Source organism: Mycobacterium asiaticum DSM 44297 (genome assembly GCF_000613245.1).
Classification (GTDB): Bacteria; Actinomycetota; Actinomycetes; order Mycobacteriales; family Mycobacteriaceae; genus Mycobacterium; species Mycobacterium asiaticum.
Genome location: NZ_HG964937.1, coordinates 1203452 through 1223286 on the forward strand (window position 1 = coordinate 1203452; position 19835 = coordinate 1223286).

Consider the following 19835-nt stretch of genomic DNA (forward strand, 5'->3'; position numbering starts at 1 on the left):
CACTGTTGCGCGATATGCGCGCGCAGATTCCACCCCTGACCCGCCGCCAAGCACTTTTCGTGGCCGCGGGGCTCGCATTGTCCGCGTGTGCGCGCGCCCCCAAGGCCGACCAACCGGCCGCGCCGAGCGCAACCACCAAGGCGCCGCCCGACCTGTCCCACCAGTTCGACCAATTGGAGCGGCGATACGAGGGGCGACTGGGCGTCTACGTGCCCGAGCCGGTGATCGCCTACCGCGCCGATGAGCGGTTCGCCTTCTGCTCCACCTTCAAAGCGCCGCTGGCCGCGGCGGTCCTGCACCAGTACCCGCTCGATCACCTTGACAAGCTGGTCAGCTACCGCAGGTCCGACATCAACTCCGTATCGCCGGTAACCGAGCAGCACGTCGACACCGGGATGACGGTCGGGCAGTTGTGCGATGCCGCTGTCCGCTACAGCGACAGCACCGCCGCCAACCTGTTGCTCGCCGAGGTCGGCGGACCCGCGGGCTTCACCACCTACCTGCGCACCTTGGGGGACAACGTGAGTCGGCTCGACCAACCCGAGCCGCAACTCAACCGCGACGCGCCTGACGACCCGCGGGACACCACGACACCCCACGCAATCGCCCTTGTCTTTCAACAACTTCTGCTCGGTGCCGCCTTACCGGCCGACAAGCGGGCGCTGCTGGTCGACTGGATGACCCGAAACACCACCGGCGGCAAGCGAATCCGCGCGGCATTCCCGCCCGACTGGAAAGTGGCCGACAAGACCGGTTCGGGCGACTACGGCCGAACCAACGACGTCGCGGTGGTGTGGTCGCCCAGCGGAGCGCCGCACGTGATCGCCATCTACTCCGATTTCGTCGGCGGCGGCTATGACGCGCAACCCAACGAGGGGTTCGTCGCCGACGCCGCGCGGATTGTGGCGTCCGCCTTGGCGGTTTAGCCGGGGTAACGACGGGGAGTGAACACCCGGTCCCCGAAATCGGTTGACTGCCACTGAGTTTGCGAGGAGCCGATGATCAGCAGGCAGCGCATGTCGACATCGGCGGGGTTCAGCTCGGTCAGCGGCACCACCCGGACGTCCTCGTCGGGCCCGGACACGTTGCGCCCGACGACGACTGGCGTGCCGGGGTCGCGGTGTTTGAGCAACACATCGCGCATGGCGCCCACCTGCCACGTCCGGGACTTCGACGCCGGGTTGTAGATGGCGAGGACCAGATCAGCGGCGGCCGCGGCCTCGAGTCGGGCGGCGATGATCTCCCACGGCTTGAGCCGATCCGACAGCGAGATCACCGCGTAGTCATGCCCCAGCGGGGCGCCCACCCGGCTGGCAACCGCTTGCGCCGCCGTCATCGCCGGAATCACCCGAACCTGTACGCCCGGCCACTGTTTGGCTTCCTCCAGCACGGCGGTGGCCATCGCGAACACGCCCGGGTCGCCTGAGGACACCACCGCCACGGCGTGGCCCTGTTCGGCGAGCGAGCAAGCCAGTCGGGCACGGGCCGGTTCGTCGGTGTTGTCGCTGGGGTGGCGCCGCTGGCCTTCGCGTACGGGGACCCGGTCCAGGTATCCGCCGTAGCCGATCAGGTCCGTCGCGCCGGCCAGCTCGCTCCGGCTTTGCGGTGTCATCCACTCGGTGCCCCCCGGACCCAGACCCACCACGGCGACCGAGCCCGCCGCCCGGTGCCGACGCCGTCCGCCCGGCAGCATGGCCAGCGAGAAGTAGGGCACGCTGGACTCGTCGACGTCGGCGGCGGGCAGCACCCGCTGCCCCGGGGTGCTGGCCCGCTCCACGTAGAACGTGTCGTCGAGTTGACCGGCTGCCGAAAGCGCTTCGCGCACATTGTGATAGGAGCGCCCCAGCTTCAGGACCACCGCCGCGTCGGCGTCGGCCAGCCGCCGGGTCAACTCGCCCACCGGCAGGGTGCCGGGCAGCACCGACAGCACCTCGTCGCCGGCCACCAACGGGGTTGCCACGGCGGCCGAGGCGGCGCTGACCGAGGTCACGCCCGGCACGATCACGGCGTCGAACCGCTCGGTGAGCCGGGTGTGCAGATGCATGTAGGAGCTGTAGAACAGCGGGTCGCCTTCGGCGAGCAGCGCCACGTCGCGCCCGGCGGCCAGGTGCGCGGCGATCCGCTCGGTGGCTTCGACGTAGAAGTCCTCCAGCGCGCCCGCATAACCCCCAGGATGATCGGTGGTCTCGGTGGTCACCGGGTACACCAGGTGTTCCTCGATCTGCCCGGGCCGCAGGTACGGTGCGGCGATGCCGCGCGCGATGCTGCGGCCGTGACGGGCGCTGTGATAGGCCACCACGTCTGCCTCGCCGATCACCCGGGCCGCCTTGACCGTCACCAACTCCGGATCGCCGGGGCCCAGCCCGACCCCCCACAGCGTGCCCCGCGGCGTCATTCGCGCTCGGTCGCTATCGCGTTGACGGCGGCGGCGGCCATGGCGCTGCCGCCCCGGCGTCCCCGCACCACCAGGTAGGACATGCCGCGCGGGCGTTCCACCAGCTCCTGCTTGGACTGCGCCGAACCGACGAACCCGACCGGCCCGCCCAGCACCGCCGCCGGCGTGGGCGCGCCTTCGTCAATCAGCTCCAGCAGCCGGAACAGCGCGGTGGGCGCATTCCCGACGGCCACGACCGCCTCGCCCAGGCGGTCGGCCCACAACTCGACGCCGGCAGCCGACCTGGTGGTCTGGCGGGCGGCGGCCAGGTCGGGCGCGCGGGGATCGGCGACCAGCGACACCACCTCGTTGCCGGCCGGCAGTCGCGCGGTGGTGATGCCGGCGGCCACCATGGACGAATCGCACAGCACGGGTGCACCGGCGCGCAGGGCGGCGCCCGCCCGGGCCACGACGTCGTCGGTGAATGCCACGTGCTCGGCGACGTCGACCTGACCGCAGGTGTGAATCAATCGGACCACCACGCGCTCGACATCCGCGGGGAAGCGCGTCAGGTCGGCTTCGGCGCGGATCGTCGCGAACGACTGCCGGTAGATCTCCGCAGCATCGCGGATGTAGTCGAGCACCCGCCCACCTTAAGACTTGCGTACCTGATAGCCCGTCCCGGTAGCGACCAGCACTTCTCCGTGCGGCGGGCTGCCACACGCGCGTTCACAACCGACGAAGTGCCTGTGCACGGGGTAGGCCGGGTCCAGCGCGGCCGCGGCGTCGGCGCGCACGTCGGCGAGGGAGCGCGCGCAGCCGGGGCTGCCGGTGCACGCGCTCACGGTCAGCCAGGGCGAGTTCTCGTCGAACACCAGGCCCAGGGGCGCCAGCACCCGCAGCGCGACGTCGGCCACCTCCTCGGTGAGGTCACACACCAGCACCGTGCGCCACGGCGTGAACACCACGGGCGCCTCGATCGCCGCGAGGAACTCGGCGACTCGGGCCGCCAAGACGCCCAGCGGCACCGCGGCGCCCAGCGTCACCCTGCCGTTGTCCTGGGTTATCCAGCCGATCGGCGGTTTTTCGGCCGGGACGAAGGCGGTGCCGAGTTGAGCGCCGGGCAGCAGTTCGGCCGGGTTTGCCAGTTCCGTTATCCGCCAAGCTTTTCCGCGAATCTCAAGGAACCGCAGTGCGATATCGACCAGGGTCGCGGTGACGTCGCCGGGTCGAACGCCGGTATCCCGCCCGGCCAGCAGCAGCGTCGGGCCGTCCGGGGCGACGTGCACACCGGCGTCGGCGCACAGCCCGGATGCGTCACCCCGGCCGTCGTCGAGGCTGAAGAAAAACCGGCCGCCCAAGTCGGCGAGGCGGGATTCGGCGCAGATCGCCGCGTCCAGTTCAGTGATCCATGGTCGCACGTCCGCGTTGCCGCCGACCCGGCCCGACAGCGGCGACGCGACGATGTTGCGGACGCGTTCGTGGGTCGCTGACGGCAGCAACCCGGCCGCCGCGACCGCTTCGGCGACCGCGGTGACATCGGTGATAGCCCGCAACTGCACGTTGCCGCGCGCGGTCAGCTCAAGCGTCGCCGAGCCGAATTCCTGCGCCACCCCGGCAAGCGTGCCCAATTGGGCGGCGCTGATCCTGCCGCCCGGCAACCGCACCCGCACCAGGGCACCGTCCGCGGCCTGATGCACCTGCAGCGCACCCGGGCAAGCGTCGGAATCGCGGGTTCTGGACACCCATCCACGGTACGGGGTGGTGCCGGACTTGATTGGATCCCCGCGGACGGGGCACACGGGGGCATGGAGACGGTGGAGTACGCCCCAGGACGCTCGGCCGACGTCTTCGGCGGCCCCGACCAGCCCACGATCCTGCTGTGGCACGGCATGCAGACCGATGCCCGCGTCGCCGTCCGGCCACTCGCCGGACTGCTGGCCGAGCACGGCACTGCGGTAGTGGCGCCGGATTGGAACTCCCATGCCGACGACGGCGGGCGGGCGGACCTGCTGGGTTCGCTGCAGTTCGCCTGCCGGCGAGCCGAGGGTCCGATCGTGCTGGTTGGGTGGTCAATGGGGGCGGCCGCGGCGGCTGGGGTGACCCTCAACGCCGTCGACATGAAAGTGCAACTGGCGCATACGGTGTGCCTGGCGGGTGCCTTCATGGCTCCGGACCCGATCTCGGGGCGTGCACTCACCGACATGTTGCAGTCAGACCGCGTCGCGGCGCCGTTCCTGTTGCTGCACGGCCTGGCCGACGACGTCGTACCCGTAAGCGCCAGCCGGGAGTTCGCCGCGGCGCTCGAACATAACGGATGGCCGGTGCAGCTCGCCGAACTGGACGCCGACCACGGAACCATCGCCGGCGCCGAATACGACGCTGCCGCCGACCGCTACGTGCCCGGAACTGGGCCCGCGGCTCAACAGGTGGCCGCTGAGGTCGCCGCGCGGATCGCGGCAGTGATCGCTCGCTGACCGGCACCGACGCGCTGCCTCAGTGGCGCGCACAACCGAAATTAAGTACTCCACTACTTAGGCACACCGCTTCGGCCCGCCGGAGACTTCGAAGAGTCCATCGAGCGGCCAGGGGTGTGCAATGGAGCAACACGGAGATCACGCGGTAGTGCTGGGTGCCAGTATGGGCGGGCTGTTGGCGGCTCGCGTCCTGGCCGACTTCTATGACCGGGTGACGGTCGTCGAGCGTGACGTTCTGCCGGCTGAGCCCGTGAACCGCCGAGGCGTTCCGCAGGGCAGATTGATTCATGCCTGCCTTGCGCGGCTGATCGAAGTTCTCGACGATCTGTTCCCGGGGTTCAGTGACGACCTGATAGCTCGCGGCGTCAGCCGTTGGGACGACGGTGATTTCGCCAAACTCGACTGGTCGTTCGGGGGACATCGGTTGGTGCGGAAGGGACGGTCGGCGGATGCTCCGCGGATGCTGTCCCCGAGTCGACCAGTGCTGGAATGGGATGTCCGCCAACGTGTTCGGTCAATTCGCAACGTGACATTTCGGGAGGGCCATGACGTCGTGGGCCTGACCGCCACGCCGGACCGCCGCCGGATAACCGGCGTGCGGGTCGTCGACCGCGACCTCGACAGGGCTAGCACACTGACCGCGGACCTGGTCGTCGATGCCACCGGCCGCGGCTCCCGGACGCCGGTATTCCTCGAAGAACTCGGCTATGAGCGGCCGCGCGAAGACGAGGTCGTGGTGCAGTTGGCTTATGCGTGCCAGTTGCTGCGCATCCCGGCGGGGGTGATCAAGGAGCACATGATCGCGCGCTTCCCGGCGCCGGGACGGCCGAGGATGTTCGCTTTGATCGGCTATGAAGACAACACGTATATGGTCGGGGCCGGCACGATGGCGGGAGTGGCACCGCCGCGTGACCATGCCGAGATACTCAGCTACGCAGCAGAACTGGCTCCTGCGCAGGTGGCCGAGGCTATTTGCGCGGCCGAGCCCATCACTGATGTCGTCCACCATCGCGTCCCATCCAACCGCTGGCGTCGGTACGACAAGATGCGCCGGCTACCCGAGGGCCTGCTGGTCGTGGGCGACGCCGTGTGCAGCTTCAATCCCATCTACGGGCAGGGCATGACAATTGCGGCCGTCGAGGCGGCTGCGTTGCGCGACTGTCTGCGGCGCGGGGGTAGCGGCCTGACCAGGCGCTTCGCCCGGTTGGCCGCGAAGAACGTACGGATGGCCTGGCAGACCGCCGTTGCTTCAGACCTGACGTTGCCCGAAGTCCCTGGGCCACGGCCGATCTCGATGCGGATCAGCAACGCATGCCTCGAGCCGGTGATGACCGCGAGTGAGACGGACCCGGTCGTCGCGGGGCAGTTCCTGCGCGTCGTCGGAATGCTCGACTCGCCAGCACGATTGTTGCGCCCCTCCATCCTGCTTCGCGTCCTCAGAGCGCAGCACCGCCGGACGGACGGGCGTCCCGTCCACGAGGGGTCCGGCGGACACTTGGTCGCCACCGTGCGTTGAGAACCGAGAGGCAGAAGGAGAAGCCCGATGGCGATGGAGAACCTCCACGCCGTAGAGGCGGCCTACAGCGCATTCAGCGCCGGCGATCTCGAATCGGTGGCGAGCATCTTCGATAGCTCGGTGGAGTGGAATGTGTACGGCGACAGTGCGATCGGTGGATTGCACAAAGGCAGGGCTGCCGTCGCCGAACTGTTGGGGCGGGTCGCGCAAAAGCTCACCTATGTCGAGCCGAAGCGGTTCTTCACCGACGGTGACTCCGTCGTCGTGCTGGCGGAGTTGCGTTTCGAAGCAGATGTCGCCCGCCAGGCCGACGTCTACCAGTTCCAGGGCGGCAGGGTCGTCAACGTCCGGACGTTCGGCGACGCGGCGGTACTGCAACGGGTCTTCGGCGTCCGGCAGGCCGCCGTCTGCTGATCGATACTCGCAACTACCCCGCGCCGCCGAGTTCGACGTCGGCACCGCCTGAAGCGCGGTTGTCGTCACGCAGAGGAAAACCCTTACGGCGTCTGCTGATAGCGCTTTAGTGTCTGCCCAGTGAGCATTGCCACCGCGCTTGTTGCTGCCCCGAACAAGGTCGGCAGCTCCCCGGGAGCCGGCCCGGGGCGTTGGGCGCGCCGCAAATGGGACATCCTGCGCTGGGCTTCGCCGTTGCTGTTGCTGGTGCTATGGCAGCTGGGGAGTGCTATCGGAGTTATCTCGGAAGCGGTGCTGCCGGCTCCGTCGCTGATCGCCGATGCGGGTCTGGAATTGATCCGCAACGGCCAACTCTCTGACGCTTTGCAGGTGTCGGGTTTGCGGGTTATCGAGGGGTTGGCGCTGGGCGGGATCGTGGGACTGGTCCTTGGTTCCGCGGTAGGGCTGTCGCGCTGGTTCGAGGTGACGGCCGACCCGCCAATGCAGATGGTCCGGGCGCTGCCGCATCTGGGCCTGATCCCGTTGTTCATCGTGTGGTTCGGGATCGGGGAGCTGCCGAAAGTGTTGCTGGTGGCCCTGGGAGTGACTTTCCCGCTGTATCTCAACACTTTCTCAGCCATCCGCCAGGTCGATCCCAAACTGTTCGAAACCGCTCATGTGCTGGGATTTTCGTTCTGGCAGCGGTTCACTCGGATCATCGTCCCAAGTGCCGCGCCGCAGGTTTTGGTCGGCTTCCGACAGTCGCTGGCCATCGCCTGGCTGACTTTGATCGTGGCCGAACAGATCAATGCCGACAAAGGGATCGGCTTCCTGATCAACAATGCGCGCGACTTTCTGCGCATCGACATCATCATTTTCGGCCTGACCGTATATGCGTTGCTGGGCATCGCGACCGACGCGCTCGTCCGCCTCGTCGAGCGTCGCGCGCTGGGCTACCGACAATGAAAGGCAAGAGGTGACCGTCACAGCAGAACCCGCCGCCGGTCAGGATTCCCGCGTGGCGATCGCGGGAGAACTCCGTAATCTCGACAAGTGGTACGGCGAACGCCATGTGCTGGTCGATGTCTCGCTGCAGGTGCGAACCGTGGAGATCGTCGCGCTGGTGGGTCGCAGCGGCTCGGGCAAGTCGACGGTGCTGCGGGTGCTGGCCGGCTTGTCCGATGACCACCGCGGCGAGCGCATCGTGGCCGGCGCGCCGGCCCTGGCGTTCCAGGAGCCGCGCCTGTTTCCGTGGCGTGACGTGCGCACCAACGTCGGGTACGGATTGACGCGCAGCGGGTTGCCGAAAGCTCAGATCCGTGCGCGCGCCGATCGGGCGCTGGCCGACGTAGGATTGGCCGACCGTGCCGGGGCCTGGCCGCTGACATTGTCCGGAGGTCAGGCACAACGGGTTTCGCTTGCCCGCGCGTTGGTCGCCGAGCCGCAGCTGCTGTTGCTCGACGAGCCGTTCGGGGCGCTCGACGCGCTGACCCGGTTGACAATGCGCGACCTGCTGCTGGATCTGTGGCGACAGCACAGGTTTGGCGTGCTGCTGGTCACCCACGACGTCGACGAGGCGGTCGCGCTGGCCGACCGCGTGCTCGTCTGTGCGGACGGACGGATCGTGCACGAGCTGGCGATCGACGAGCCACGCCGCTCGCCCGGCACTCAAACCGAACGGTATCGTGCCGAACTGCTCGATCGGCTAGGAGTACGGCGTTGACCATGCGACGAACTCTTCTTGCGCTGCTCGCGGTTGCGGCGCTGACGCTAACCGGGTGTGTCGCACGTGCCGGCACTTCGGGCCCACAGGCGGCGCCGGCCGCCGTCCCGCTGGCCCAGCTGGCTGATCTCACCTTGCAGGTCGGCGACCAGAAGGGCGGCACCGAGGCATTGCTGCGCGCGGCCGGGCAACTCGAGGGCGCGCCGTACCGTGTCGCGTTCTCCACCTTCACTTCGGGCCCACCGCAGGTCGAGGCGGCCGCCGCAGGCAAGATCGACTTCGCGATCATGGGCAATACCCCGCCGATCTTTGGCGCTGCCAGCAACGCCAAGATCAAAGTGGTCTCCGCGTATTCCGGCGGTGGACCGGGCAATCGCATTCTTGTACATGCTGATTCACCGATAACCTCGGTTTCTGACCTGCGCGGCAAGGCCGTTGCGGTCGGCAAGGGCAGTTCCTCACACGCCAACCTGCTGGCTCAGCTCGACAGGGTCGGCCTCAAACCGTCCGACATCAAGCTGGTGTTCTTGCAGCCGGCGGACGCGTTGTCGGCCTTCAAGCAGCATCAGGCCGACGCGTGGGCGATCTGGGACCCGTTCACCGCGCAGGCCGAGCGGCAGATCCCGGTGCGCAGCATCGCCGAAGCCACCGGCGTCACCAACGGTGATTATGTGGGCGTCGCATCGGATCAGGCGCTGTCGGACCCCAAACGCAACACCGCGCTGTCAGACCTGCTGATCCGATTCGCGCGAGCCGCTCAATGGGCGAAGGGACATCCGCAAGAGTGGGCTCAGTACTACGCCACCGCAGTCGGATTGGATCCGGAGACCGCCGCAGTGGCGGCGAACCGGAGCCTGCGGTTGCCCATCGAGCTCGGTGACGATGTGATCAATTCCGAACAGCGGCTCGCCGATCTGTTCGCGGCCTCACAGCAGATCCAATTGTCGCCCAGATTCGTCAATTGGGTGGACAGGCGCTTCAACGACGCGCTGCGCCCGCACCTGATCAGTTAATAAGGAGGGGAACCATTCCGGCGAAATTCTTCTGGTTCCTCCCGACTACCGGTGACAGCCGGTCGATTGTCGGGGGATCCCACACGTCGTCGCACCACGCGATCTCGGCGGGTCATCGCAAGCCCAGCCGACGGTACCTGGCCGAAATCGCCCGTGCCGCAGACCGGCTGGGCTTCGAAGGGGTCTTGACACCGACCGGCACCTGGTGTGAGGACGCCTGGCTGACGGCAGCTGCGTTGCTGGCCGAGACCGAGCGGTTGAAATTCCTGGTGGCGTTCCGCCCCGGCTTGGTGCCGCCGACGCTCGCGGCGCAGCAGACCGCCACCCTGCAGCGGTTCTCCGAGGGCCGGGTTCTACTCAACGTCGTCAGTGGGGGAGACGACAGCGAGCAGCGCCGCTTCGGCGACTGGCTCAGCCACGACGAACGTTATGACCGGACCGGCGAATTTCTGCAGATTGTCAACTCGATCTGGCGGGAGGAATCCGTCGACTTCGACGGCAAGTACTACCGGCTTGAGGACGCCCGGGTGTCGGCGCCGCCGGATCCCTTGCCGCAAATCTACTTTGGTGGGAGTTCTCCGCCCGCATTGGACATCGCTGCTGAATTCGTCGACGTCTATCTGACCTGGGGAGAACCGCCGCAGGTGGCAGCGGACAAGATCGCCAAGGTGCGGGGGCTCGCCGAAGCCCGGGGCCGCAACGTGCGGTTCGGGATCCGGCTGCACACCATCAGCCGTGCGACGTCGGAGGCGGCCTGGGCAGTGGCCGACGAACTCGTGAGCGAACTCACCGCCGAGCAGATCGCCAGCGCCACCCAAATGCATTCGCGCTCACAGTCCGAAGGTCAGCGCCGGATGACTGCGCTTCATGGCGGACGCCTCGACCAGTTGGAGATCTACCCCAACCTTTGGGCGGGGGTGGGCCTAGTTCGTGGCGGAGCGGGCACCGCGTTGGTGGGTAGCCACGAAGAGGTCGCGAACCTGATCGTGGAGTACCACTCGCTGGGCTTCGATGAGTTCATCCTGTCCGGTTATCCGCATCTGGAAGAGGCTTACTGGTTCGCCGAAGGCGTGCTGCCGCTGTTGCGGCAGAAGGGCGTCGCGTAGAGGGTCCTGCGCTTGCATCGAGCGTGGGCCTCAGGTAGGAGATTTGCGCTCGATGCCGCCTTAAGCCCCACGTTCGACGGGCGCGCGGAGCGGCGAGCGCAGGCACCCGCTAGACCCGGCGCGGTACGGTGCCCAGCTCCCGCAACCAACCCTTGCGGGCCGCCTTGTGCCACTTGAGCGATGCGGGCACCGTGCGCCAACCGCTCCTGATGGCGCTACGCACCGCCCAATAGCGGGTCTCATCGACCCGTGTCCAGCGAATCTCGAAGCGCTCCCGCACAACTGGGGGCAGACCACCGAAGATCACCAGGCGCATCGGCGGTGCCAGCGCCGTTCGGACCGGCAATGTCGGCAGCAACGCGTCCATGAGCGGACGCAGCAGGGGATGGCCCGGATAATCCGGTGACGCGCTCATGTCCGGGATCGCCGGCCTCTTGATGAATTCGATCAAATAGTCCGACGCGGCATTGGGCTGCAGCACTTCGGTGCAGTAGCGGTCGTACTGCCGGTTGAAGTCGGCTAACGTCGGCGGTAGAACCGACTCCGAAACTCCGTACCGCCGATACCATTCGCAGCCCTCGAGATAAAGCTGTTCGCGTTCGCGATTGGTCAGCCGATGGGTGTCCCAGTGTTCGGCGAGCCGATGCACCATCACCTGAAAGGTGGCGTGCGCCCACCAGTATGTCTCGGGGTTGAGGGCATGGTAGCGCTGCCCGTCGGGCAGCTCGCCCTTGATGTCACGGTGGAAGTCGCGGACCTTTATCCCGGTGTCGTCCGCGTCGGGCCCGTCGTAGATGGCGCCGAGAATGCCGGGCAGGGAACGGAATACGCGGTCCACCGGATCGTCGAAGAAGTTCGAGTGGTCGATCAACCCCTGGCCGATCGCGGGATGCATGGTCTGCATCAAGCCCGCCGTACCGCCTTCGAAAGCGATGCGCAGGTCGCCCGCCCAGCGCCACAGCAGCGACCGTGGACCCAAGTCGATACGGGTGCTCACAGTGCCAGCTTGCCAACATCGTGGGATTGGTCGCCGAAATATCGGTTCAGCACGCGCTGCCGAGCGCGCTCGCCCCACCGCTGCACATAGGCCGTACCCCAGCGGGTTCGGGTAAGCAGTTGATAGCGAACGATATTGGCGGCCAGGACCGGCAACACCGCGACGGGAAGCGCGCGCGGCAGTTCCAAATCGCGCATGCCGTCCTTGCGCAGGAAGTAACGCAGCATGCTGAGCAGCCGGGCGCGGGCGACGGCACCACGAACGCGGGGCAGGTTCGGAAAATACAGTCCGCGCTGCGCGTCGACGATCGCATTGGCCAAGGGCGGGCCCGCGAGACTGACATCGGACTGAGTGAGCAGCAGGTGGTAATTGAGTCGGTGCTGCTGGCTTTCGGTGTCGCAAAGCCAGTCTTCATCCACCCCCATCAGCCAACCGACGTATTTCCACAGATGCATGATCGCCAGGGAATCTCGCCGGGTGACCCGCACCCCGAGCAGCCGTACGCCGAGCAGCAGCGCGCCGTTGAACAGCCCGAGCGTCGCCGCCTGATCCGACTGGTTGATCGGTAGGCCCCACTGCTCGATATCCCATCGCCCGTTGGTCTCGAACCGCTGATTCACCAGCGCGTGCATCAGGCGCACGTGCACGGTGAGCTTGAAGCCCGGCTGATCGCGGCGCATGCCGTCCGGTTCTGAGATCGCTACGGCCCAGTGCTGGGTTTCGGCCAGTCGGCGCACGGTGGTGCGACCGGTGAGCCCGCCGGTCTCCACCAGCAGGTCCGTGGGCCCGCCGAACCGGTACCCGCCGATCAGGGCCAGCTGCAGCATGACGTCGGCGGCGTTGGTGCCAAAGCGCCGGTAGGCGGCCGCTCCCCGGTTGATCAGGTCGAAGTCCACCCAGTCCGGAGTGCGCTCGACGACGGCGAAGAACTCGCGCAGCGCCGCCGGACACTCGGGCACCGCGTCGACGCCGGAGTCCAGGGCAATGTTGAACTGACCCATGGACACCTCGCCGGCCCGCATCGCCCGCACCAGCGCGGCACCCGCCTCGTCCCGTTGCATCAGGCGCTGGCCAATCCGCTCGAGGAGTTGATTGTCGGGCCGCGAGGTGCGGGTCAGGACCTGCAGCGGGCGGCCCAACCGGCGGTTGCGCGCCTGGGCACCGAGAAAGCGGCGCGGATATCGGGCATCCGCCTTGAGCGGTACGTCCAGGTCTGCCACCATGACTCCAATGCTGACACGAGCTTTTATTCACGTTCAATTCGCGTTCTGATGGCCAGGGCCAATAAAGGCGCAGCCCGTCGCACACCAAGTCAGGAGCGGTCGCGGGCGCTGGTCGAACGCATCCTGGACGCGGCTCAGGAGGTGTTGATCGGCCACGGGTACGACGGCGCATCCACCAACCGCATCGCGGCCGCGGCCGGCGTCAGCCCGGGTTCGCTTTACCAGTACTTCCCGAACAAGGAGGCCATCGTCGCCGCGGTCATCGACCGCTACAGCGACGCGCTGGCCGCCCGGGTGGCGTCCACGCTCACGCGGTCGTTGGACCGGCCCGCGCCCGAACATGTCCGCAACTCGGTGGCCGCGCTGCTCGATGCGCTCGACGTGCATCCCGAATTCCTCCGAGCCGTGATCGAACAAACCCCGCGGCTGGGCGCCGGCAGCAAACTCGCCGCCTTCGAGCAGCGGATCGGCGAGCTGACCATGGCCTATCTGGTGATGAACCGCGACCAGGTGCGTTCCGACGTCCGGTTTGATACCGCGGCGTGGATGCTGGTGCGAATGGTCGAGCACCTCGCCGTCCGCTACATCCTGGACCGACCCGACATCGACCGGGACGAATTCCTATACGAAATAACAATGTTGGCGTTGAACTATCTACGGATTCACGACGTCTGAGTGCGACGTGCATAAGCCTCACGCTTGTCCCGCTGAAGGTCGCTGGTGAATATCCGCCCAGTACCTAAAGCACGCCCGAGTGCCTCGGCTGCGGCTTGGGGCATCAGGCGCTGTGCCCACACGGTAGCGCCGAGCGAACGGGGGATCGCCACGCGCGGTTGTGGTTTGGCGATCACCTTGACCACGGCCCGGGCGACGTCACTGGGCTCGGCATTCTTGAAGCCCCTAGCGTGCCCGACGCCAGCGACCATCTCGGTGTTCGTCAGCGTCGGCATGATCACAGTGAAATCCACGCCGCTGCCGTGGTTCTCCATGCGCACCGCATCGGTGTATCCGAGCACGGCGTGCTTTGTGGCGCAATAGGTTGCGATGCCCTCGGTGGGTACCACGCTGCCCAGCGATCCGATATTGACGACGTGACCGCTGCGCCGGGGAAGCATCCGCTGTGCCGCTAGTTTTGTGCCGAGGATGACCCCGTGCACGTTGACGTCGAACAAGCGCCGGGTGATGTTGTCGTCCTCGTCGACGGCGCTGCCCACCGCGATCAACCCGGCGTTGTTGACCAGGACGTCCAGCGGGCCCAGCTCGTTCTCCACGGCGTCGAGGAATTCGCTGAACGATCCGCGGTCGGTGACGTCCAGGCGGCGGGAGACGGCCAGTCCCAGCCGCTCACCCGACTGCTTGACGGTGGCCTCATCGATATCTCCGATGGCCACTTTGGCCCCCGCGGCGTGCAGCGCGGTGGCGATCGCCAGACCGATGCCGCGGGCGCCACCGGTCACGGCCACAACTTTTCCGGCGACGGATTGAGACGTCATCGCTCCACGGTATTACTTCGTGAGTCTCCGGTCGATGGGCACCGCCACGATTGCGCTGAACCGTATGGCCCCCAGAACATTTGCGGCGGCGGCGAGGAGCGCGAGTAGAGTCAGTCCGGTGCCCGTGGCTTCGTCGAATGAACGGATGATCGCCGGGGTCGCTGCTGCCTCCGTCGCACTCGGTGTCGCCCAGTTGGCCACCATCCCGCTCGGCGGGCGGGCCGATGTCCGCACGGCCGTCGGCGCAGCGATCGTCGACCTGACACCGGGCCCGGTCAAGGAATGGGCGATTCAAACGCTCGGCCCGCTGGACAAGCCCTTCCTGGCCGTCGTCGTGCTCGTGGGGATCGCGACGATCGCGGCCATCGCTGGGACCCTCGAAACGCCGCGCCGCCCGTTCGGTAGCGCGGTGATCGCCGGGACGGGAGCCCTTGGCTGCGCTGCCGTGCTTTCGCGACCCGGCGGCACCGCCCTCGACATCCTCCCGGCCATCCTCGGCGCCGCGTGCGGCGTAGCGGTCCTGCGCGTCCTCACTCAGCGGTTCTGGCCGCACTCGGAGCGCAACACGGCCGTCAACGAGCAAGCGGACCCGGGTCGGCGCAAATTGGTCCTATACGGATTGCTCGGATTCGGCGTTGTCAGTGGGGTGGTGGGAGCATTCGCCACGCGACTGGCGCATTCGGTGGAAGCCGACCGCAAGACCTTCGCGCTGCCCACCCCGCGCCCGAAGGCACGCCCGATACCGGCCGAGGTGCAGCCGAAAGGTGTTGCGCTGCCGAGTTTCATCACCCCAAGCGCAGACTTCTACCGGATAGACACCGCGCTGAGCGTCCCCCAGCTCAGCCGCGGCGACTGGCGGCTGCGCATCCACGGCATGGTGGATCGCGAGACCACCTACGGCTTCGACGATCTGGCCCGCTTCGACCTCGTCGAAACGGTAACCACACTGACGTGCGTGTCCAATCCCGTTGGCGGAGATTTGATTTCGACCGGGATCTGGACCGGCTACCGGCTGGCTGACCTACTCGCGGCAGCCGGTGTGCACAGCGACGCCGACATGGTGCTGTCCACCTCGATTGACGGCTTCACCGCCGGCACGCCCGTGCAGGCGCTCACGGACGGCCGCGACGCGCTGGTTGCGGTCGGCCTTAACGGTCAACCGCTGCCGGTCGAGCACGGCTACCCGGCCCGCATGGTGGTGCCCGGTCTCTACGGCTACGTGTCCGCCACCAAGTGGGTCGTCGACTTGGAGCTCACCCGGTTCGACAAGGCAAAGGCATACTGGACGCGACAAGGCTGGGCGGCGCAGGCGCCTATCAAGACGCAGTCGCGCATCGACGTGCCCCGAGGCGGCCAGAAGGTGCCGGTGGGGCCGGTGGTGTTCGGCGGTGTCGCCTGGGCGCAGAATCGCGGCGTGCGGGCGGTGGAACTCCGCATCGGCGACGGCGATTGGCAACGGGCGGAACTGGGCGCGAGCTACTCCGACGAGACATGGCGACTGTGGAGCTTCCCGTGGGAAGCGAAAGACCCTGGGAAACAGCGCATCACCGTGCGAGCCATCGACAATACCGGTGCCGTTCAGACCGAACAACAGGCGAATCCCGTTCCGGACGGCGCCACCGGTTGGCACTCGGTGAACTTCACGGTCGTGCCGGCGTGAGACCTATTTCGACGACAACTTCCGCCAACTGAACACCGCGACCGCGATCCCGACGAGCGCCGTGATCGGCCCGATCACCGACCAGGTGGTGGTGTTGCTCATGGGGCTGCCGCCCAGCACCCCGAAGCCCTGCAGCGCCCAGATCACTCCGAACAAAGCGACTATCAGCCCGACCGCGAAGGTGACGACGAATCCTCTGCCCATATGCAGACCTTACGTGCCGATTCGGTGCTCCGACGCCGCTGCGGTACGAATGAGGGGTGGCCGAGCCAACGATCCTGCTGCTGTCGACGTCTGATACCGACCTGATCAGCGCCCGTTCCAGCGGCAAGAACTTCCGCTGGGCCAACCCGTCGCGGCTGTCGGAAGTCGAGCTGCCAGAGCTGCTGGCCGAGGCGTCGATCGTGGTGGTGCGCATCCTCGGCGGATACCGCGCCTGGGAGGACGGCATCGATGCGGTGCTGGCCAGCGGGTTGCCCGCGGTATTTGTCAGCGGTGAGCAGGCGGCCGATGCCGAGCTGACCGGGCTGTCGACGATCGCCGCCGGCATCGCGGTGCAGACGCACATCTATCTGGCTCACGGCGGCGTGGACAACCTGACCCAGTTGCATGCGTTCCTATCGGACACCGTGCTGATGACCGGATTCGGCTTCACCCCGCCGGTGCAGACCCCGACCTGGGGCGTCCTGGACCGGGCGGCCGGCCGGCAGACCGGGCCCACGATCGCGGTGCTCTACTACCGCGCCCAGCAGCTCGCCGGGAACACCGCGTATGTCGAAGCGTTGTGCCAGGCAATCGAAGCGGGCGGCGGACGGCCGCTGCCCGTCTACTGCGCTTCCCTGCGCACCGCCGAGCCCGAGTTATTGGAAACGCTCAATGCTGCCGACGCCATGGTGGTCACCGTGCTGGCCGCGGGTGGAGCCAAACCCGCTGCCGCGGGAGCGGGCGGCGATGACGACAGCTGGAACGTGGAACACCTTGCCGCCCTGGATATTCCGATCCTGCAGGGACTGTGCCTGACCAGCCCGCGCGAGCAGTGGCAGGGCAACGACGACGGTCTGTCCCCGCTGGACGTGGCCACCCAGGTCGCGGTGCCCGAGTTCGACGGCCGCATCATCACGGTCCCGTTCTCCTTCAAGGAGATTGACGACGACGGTCTCATCTCCTATGTCGCGGACACGGAGCGGTGCGCCCGCGTCGCGGGCCTGGCGGTCCGGCACGCGCAGTTGCGTCACATTCCTCCTGCCGACAAGCGGGTGGCCCTGGTGTTCTCTGCCTATCCGACCAAGCACGCCCGTATCGGCAACGCCGTCGGTTTGGACACCCCGGCCAGCGCGGTGGCGCTGCTGCGGGCCATGGGCGAGCGCGGCTACCAGATCGGAGATCTGCCCGGCGTCGAAGCGGGCGACGGTGACGCGCTGGTGCACGCGCTGATCGAACGCGGCGGCCAGGACCCCGACTGGCTCACCGAAGGGCAACTCGCCGGCAACCCCATTCGGGTCTCCGCGCAAGAATACCGCGACTGGTTCGCCACCCTGCCCGCCGAACTGACCGACGCGGTGGTCCAGCACTGGGGTCCGCCCCCCGGTGAGCTGTTCGTCGACCGCAGTCACGATCCGGACGGCGAAATTGTCATCGCGGCAATACAATCCGGCAACCTGGTGCTGATGGTGCAGCCGCCGCGCGGTTTCGGTGAGAACCCGGTGGCGATCTACCACGACCCCGATCTACCACCCAGCCACCATTACCTGGCCGCGTATCACTGGCTGGACGCAGGTTTTGGGTCGCATGCAATCGTGCATTTGGGCAAGCACGGCAACCTGGAATGGCTGCCAGGCAAGACGCTGGGCATGTCGGCGGCCTGCGCGTCGGACGCCGCGCTGGGCAACCTGCCGTTGATCTACCCGTTCCTGGTCAACGACCCCGGCGAGGGCACCCAGGCCAAGCGGCGAGCCCACGCCGTGCTGGTCGACCACCTCATTCCGCCGATGGCGCGCGCCGAAACCTACGGTGATATCGCACGTTTGGAGCAGCTGCTCGACGAGCACGCCAACGTCGCCGCGCTGGACCCCGGCAAGTTGCCCGCTATCCGGCAACAGATCTGGACGTTGATCCGCGCCGCCAAGATGGACCACGACCTGGGACTGACCGAGCGGCCCGAAGAGGACACCTTCGACGACATGCTGCTGCACGTCGACGGCTGGCTGTGTGAGATCAAGGACGTGCAGATCCGCGACGGCCTGCACATTCTGGGCCAAAAGCCCACGGCCGAAGTCGAACTGGACCTCGTGCTGGCCATCCTGCGGGCCCGCCAGCTGTTCGCCGGCCGGCAGGCGTTGCCCGGCTTGCGCCAGGCCCTCGGCCTGTCCGAGGACGGCACCGACGAACGCACTGCGGTGGACCACGCCGAGGCCGAGGCCCGGAAGCTGATCGCCGGCTTGCAGGAAGCCGGCTGGGATGCCGCTGCGGCTGATCGGCTCACCGACAATCCAGACGTCGCCGCGGTGCTGCGTTTCGCGGCCACCGAGGTGGTACCCCGCCTGGCCGGCACCTCCGCAGAGATCGAACAGGTGCTGCGGGCGCTGGACGGACGGTTCATCCCGGCCGGACCGTCTGGGTCGCCGCTGCGCGGCCTGGTCAACGTGCTGCCCACCGGACGCAACTTCTACTCCGTGGACCCCAAAGCCGTGCCGTCCCGACTGGCTTGGGAAGCCGGTGTGGCGCTGGCGGATTCGCTGCTGGCACGCTATCGCGATGACCACGGGCTGTGGCCTCAGTCGGTGGGCCTGTCGGTGTGGGGAACGTCGGCGATGCGGACCGCCGGCGACGACATTGCCGAAGTGCTGGCGCTGCTGGGTGTGCGGCCGGTCTGGGATGACGCGTCCCGCCGGGTCGTCGACCTGACAGCCATCCCGCTGGACGAGTTGGGCCGGCCACGCATCGACGTGACCGTGCGTATCTCGGGGTTCTTCCGCGATGCCTTCCCGCACGTGGTGACGATGCTGGACGACGCAGTGCGCCTGGTCGCCGACCTCGACGAACCGGACGAGGACAACTACGTGCGGGCGCACTCGCGGGCCGACCTGGCCCAGCACGGGGATGCAAGACGTTCCACGACAAGGATTTTCGGGTCCAAGCCGGGCACCTATGGCGCAGGCCTGCTGCAGCTGATCGACAGCCGCAACTGGCGTGACGACGCCGACCTGGCGCAGGTGTACACCGCGTGGGGCGGGTTCGCCTACGGTCGCGACCTCGACGGGCGCGAGGCGGTCGATGACATGAACCGGCAATACCGGCGCATCGCGGTGGCCGCCAAGAACACTGACACCCGTGAGCATGACATCGCCGACTCCGACGACTATTTCCAGTATCACGGCGGAATGGTCGCGACCGTGCGGGCCCTGACCGGTCAGGCGCCCGCGGCCTACATCGGCGACAACACCAGGCCCGACGCCATCCGAACCCGCACGCTGTCCGAGGAGACCACCCGGGTGTTCCGCGCCAGGGTGGTCAATCCCCGCTGGATGGCGGCCATGCGCCGGCACGGCTACAAGGGCGCTTTCGAGATGGCCGCGACGGTGGACTACCTGTTCGGCTACGACGCCACCGCAGGCGTGATGGCCGATTGGATGTATGAGCAGCTGACCGAGCGTTACGTCCTGGACCCGGAGAACCGCAAGTTCATGACCGAGTCCAACCCGTGGGCCTTGCATGGGATGGCGGAACGACTGCTGGAGGCCGCCGGTCGCGGCATGTGGGCCGAGCCGCAAGCCGACACCCTCGACGGGCTGCGCCAGGCGCTCCTGGAAACCGAAGGCGATCTGGAGGGCTGAGTCCCGCCCGGGAGCTGGGGCACGTCG

Annotated in this window: 18 protein-coding genes; 11 read left to right on the plus strand and 7 right to left on the minus strand. The window is 67.5% G+C overall.

The genetic code is table 11. The features are described 5' to 3' along the window. The first annotated feature begins 14 nt into the window (after positions 1-14). Entirely contained in the window at positions 15-926 is a 912-nt protein-coding gene (gene bla / locus BN972_RS15970) for a class A beta-lactamase (RefSeq protein WP_036361034.1), read from the plus strand. Here bla and BN972_RS15975 read toward each other — a convergent pair. The 3 genes from BN972_RS15975 to cobG are packed head-to-tail and all read right to left on the minus strand — an operon-like array spanning position 923 to position 4119. Next, positions 923-2395: a precorrin-2 C(20)-methyltransferase gene (locus BN972_RS15975; protein WP_036359647.1), complete on the minus strand. Its 1473-nt coding sequence runs from the start codon at positions 2393-2395 to the stop codon at positions 923-925. The genes bla and BN972_RS15975 overlap by 4 nt on opposite strands. Then, positions 2392-3018, minus strand: coding sequence for a precorrin-8X methylmutase (locus BN972_RS15980; RefSeq protein WP_036359649.1), 627 nt, complete (start codon positions 3016-3018; stop codon positions 2392-2394). The genes BN972_RS15975 and BN972_RS15980 overlap by 4 nt, the downstream gene beginning before the upstream one ends. A 9-nt stretch (positions 3019-3027) precedes the next feature. Then, positions 3028-4119, minus strand: coding sequence for a precorrin-3B synthase (gene cobG / locus BN972_RS15985; RefSeq protein WP_036359652.1), 1092 nt, complete (start codon positions 4117-4119; stop codon positions 3028-3030). Between the two features lie 63 nt (positions 4120-4182). On the opposite strand from cobG, the gene BN972_RS15990 reads away from it, so the two are divergent. The 7 genes from BN972_RS15990 to BN972_RS16020 all read left to right on the plus strand — a co-directional run bounded on the left by BN972_RS15990 (position 4183) and on the right by BN972_RS16020 (position 10602). Then, the gene (locus BN972_RS15990; protein WP_036359654.1) at positions 4183-4851 is read left to right on the plus strand and encodes an alpha/beta hydrolase family protein; all 669 of its coding nucleotides are present in this window, start codon (positions 4183-4185) and stop codon (positions 4849-4851) included. A gap of 121 nt (positions 4852-4972) precedes the next feature. After that, positions 4973-6367 (plus strand): FAD-dependent oxidoreductase, encoded by a 1395-nt coding sequence (locus BN972_RS15995; RefSeq protein WP_036359656.1) that lies wholly within the window; start codon positions 4973-4975, stop codon positions 6365-6367. 27 nt (positions 6368-6394) lie between these two features. Then, positions 6395-6781 (plus strand): nuclear transport factor 2 family protein, encoded by a 387-nt coding sequence (locus BN972_RS16000; RefSeq protein WP_036359659.1) that lies wholly within the window; start codon positions 6395-6397, stop codon positions 6779-6781. 120 nt (positions 6782-6901) lie between these two features. Continuing rightward, positions 6902-7726, plus strand: coding sequence for an ABC transporter permease (locus BN972_RS16005; protein ID WP_036359663.1), 825 nt, complete (start codon positions 6902-6904; stop codon positions 7724-7726). Between the two features lie 10 nt (positions 7727-7736). Beyond that, entirely contained in the window at positions 7737-8483 is a 747-nt protein-coding gene (locus BN972_RS16010; protein ID WP_036359666.1) for an ABC transporter ATP-binding protein, read from the plus strand. A gap of 2 nt (positions 8484-8485) precedes the next feature. Then, complete coding sequence (locus tag BN972_RS16015) at positions 8486-9496, plus strand: ABC transporter substrate-binding protein (RefSeq protein WP_036359669.1); 1011 nt, start codon at positions 8486-8488, stop codon at positions 9494-9496. A 14-nt stretch (positions 9497-9510) separates the two neighbouring features. Further along, positions 9511-10602, plus strand: a complete 1092-nt coding sequence (locus BN972_RS16020) for an LLM class flavin-dependent oxidoreductase (RefSeq protein ID WP_036361036.1) — start codon at positions 9511-9513, stop codon at positions 10600-10602. Positions 10603-10711: 109 nt separating this feature from the next. Here BN972_RS16020 and BN972_RS16025 read toward each other — a convergent pair whose 3' ends face one another. After that, positions 10712-11599, minus strand: coding sequence for an oxygenase MpaB family protein (locus BN972_RS16025; protein ID WP_080696865.1), 888 nt, complete (start codon positions 11597-11599; stop codon positions 10712-10714). Then, a complete protein-coding gene (locus BN972_RS16030) occupies positions 11596-12822 on the minus strand; it encodes an oxygenase MpaB family protein (protein WP_051545509.1) in 1227 nt (408 codons plus the stop codon). The genes BN972_RS16025 and BN972_RS16030 overlap by 4 nt, the downstream gene beginning before the upstream one ends. 48 nt (positions 12823-12870) lie before the next feature. Between BN972_RS16030 and BN972_RS16035 the strand changes: the two genes are divergently transcribed. Then, complete coding sequence (locus tag BN972_RS16035; protein ID WP_051545511.1) at positions 12871-13497, plus strand: TetR/AcrR family transcriptional regulator; 627 nt, start codon at positions 12871-12873, stop codon at positions 13495-13497. On the opposite strand, the gene BN972_RS16040 is transcribed toward BN972_RS16035, so the two are convergent. Next, positions 13485-14315, minus strand: coding sequence for an SDR family oxidoreductase (locus BN972_RS16040; RefSeq protein WP_036359671.1), 831 nt, complete (start codon positions 14313-14315; stop codon positions 13485-13487). The genes BN972_RS16035 and BN972_RS16040 overlap by 13 nt on opposite strands. Before the next feature lie 145 nt (positions 14316-14460). On the opposite strand from BN972_RS16040, the gene BN972_RS16045 reads away from it, so the two are divergent. Further along, a complete protein-coding gene (locus BN972_RS16045; protein ID WP_036359674.1) occupies positions 14461-15975 on the plus strand; it encodes a molybdopterin-dependent oxidoreductase in 1515 nt (504 codons plus the stop codon). Between the two features lie 3 nt (positions 15976-15978). Here BN972_RS16045 and BN972_RS16050 read toward each other — a convergent pair whose 3' ends face one another. Further along, positions 15979-16179 carry a hypothetical protein gene (locus tag BN972_RS16050; RefSeq protein ID WP_036359677.1) on the minus strand — a complete coding sequence of 67 codons (201 nt, stop codon included), beginning with the start codon at positions 16177-16179 and terminating at the stop codon, positions 15979-15981. Between the two features lie 56 nt (positions 16180-16235). Between BN972_RS16050 and cobN the strand changes: the two genes are divergently transcribed. After that, the gene (cobN, locus tag BN972_RS16055) at positions 16236-19808 is read left to right on the plus strand and encodes a cobaltochelatase subunit CobN (RefSeq protein WP_036359680.1); all 3573 of its coding nucleotides are present in this window, start codon (positions 16236-16238) and stop codon (positions 19806-19808) included. The last annotated feature ends 27 nt before the right edge of the window (positions 19809-19835 follow it).

What these genes read in the sequence shown, in the direction of transcription:
- bla (WP_036361034.1), top strand. Translation starts at nt 15, where the DNA reads ATGCGCGCGCAGATTCCACCCCTGACCCGCCGCCAAGCACTTTTCGTG.
- BN972_RS15975 (WP_036359647.1), bottom strand. Translation starts at nt 2,395, where the DNA reads ATGACGCCGCGGGGCACGCTGTGGGGGGTCGGGCTGGGCCCCGGCGAT.
- BN972_RS15990 (WP_036359654.1), top strand. Translation starts at nt 4,183, where the DNA reads ATGGAGACGGTGGAGTACGCCCCAGGACGCTCGGCCGACGTCTTCGGC.
- BN972_RS15995 (WP_036359656.1), top strand. Translation starts at nt 4,973, where the DNA reads ATGGAGCAACACGGAGATCACGCGGTAGTGCTGGGTGCCAGTATGGGC.
- BN972_RS16000 (WP_036359659.1), top strand. Translation starts at nt 6,395, where the DNA reads ATGGCGATGGAGAACCTCCACGCCGTAGAGGCGGCCTACAGCGCATTC.
- BN972_RS16015 (WP_036359669.1), top strand. Translation starts at nt 8,486, where the DNA reads ATGCGACGAACTCTTCTTGCGCTGCTCGCGGTTGCGGCGCTGACGCTA.
- BN972_RS16030 (WP_051545509.1), bottom strand. Translation starts at nt 12,822, where the DNA reads ATGGTGGCAGACCTGGACGTACCGCTCAAGGCGGATGCCCGATATCCG.
- BN972_RS16035 (WP_051545511.1), top strand. Translation starts at nt 12,871, where the DNA reads ATGGCCAGGGCCAATAAAGGCGCAGCCCGTCGCACACCAAGTCAGGAG.
- BN972_RS16040 (WP_036359671.1), bottom strand. Translation starts at nt 14,315, where the DNA reads ATGACGTCTCAATCCGTCGCCGGAAAAGTTGTGGCCGTGACCGGTGGC.
- BN972_RS16045 (WP_036359674.1), top strand. Translation starts at nt 14,461, where the DNA reads ATGATCGCCGGGGTCGCTGCTGCCTCCGTCGCACTCGGTGTCGCCCAG.
- BN972_RS16050 (WP_036359677.1), bottom strand. Translation starts at nt 16,179, where the DNA reads ATGGGCAGAGGATTCGTCGTCACCTTCGCGGTCGGGCTGATAGTCGCT.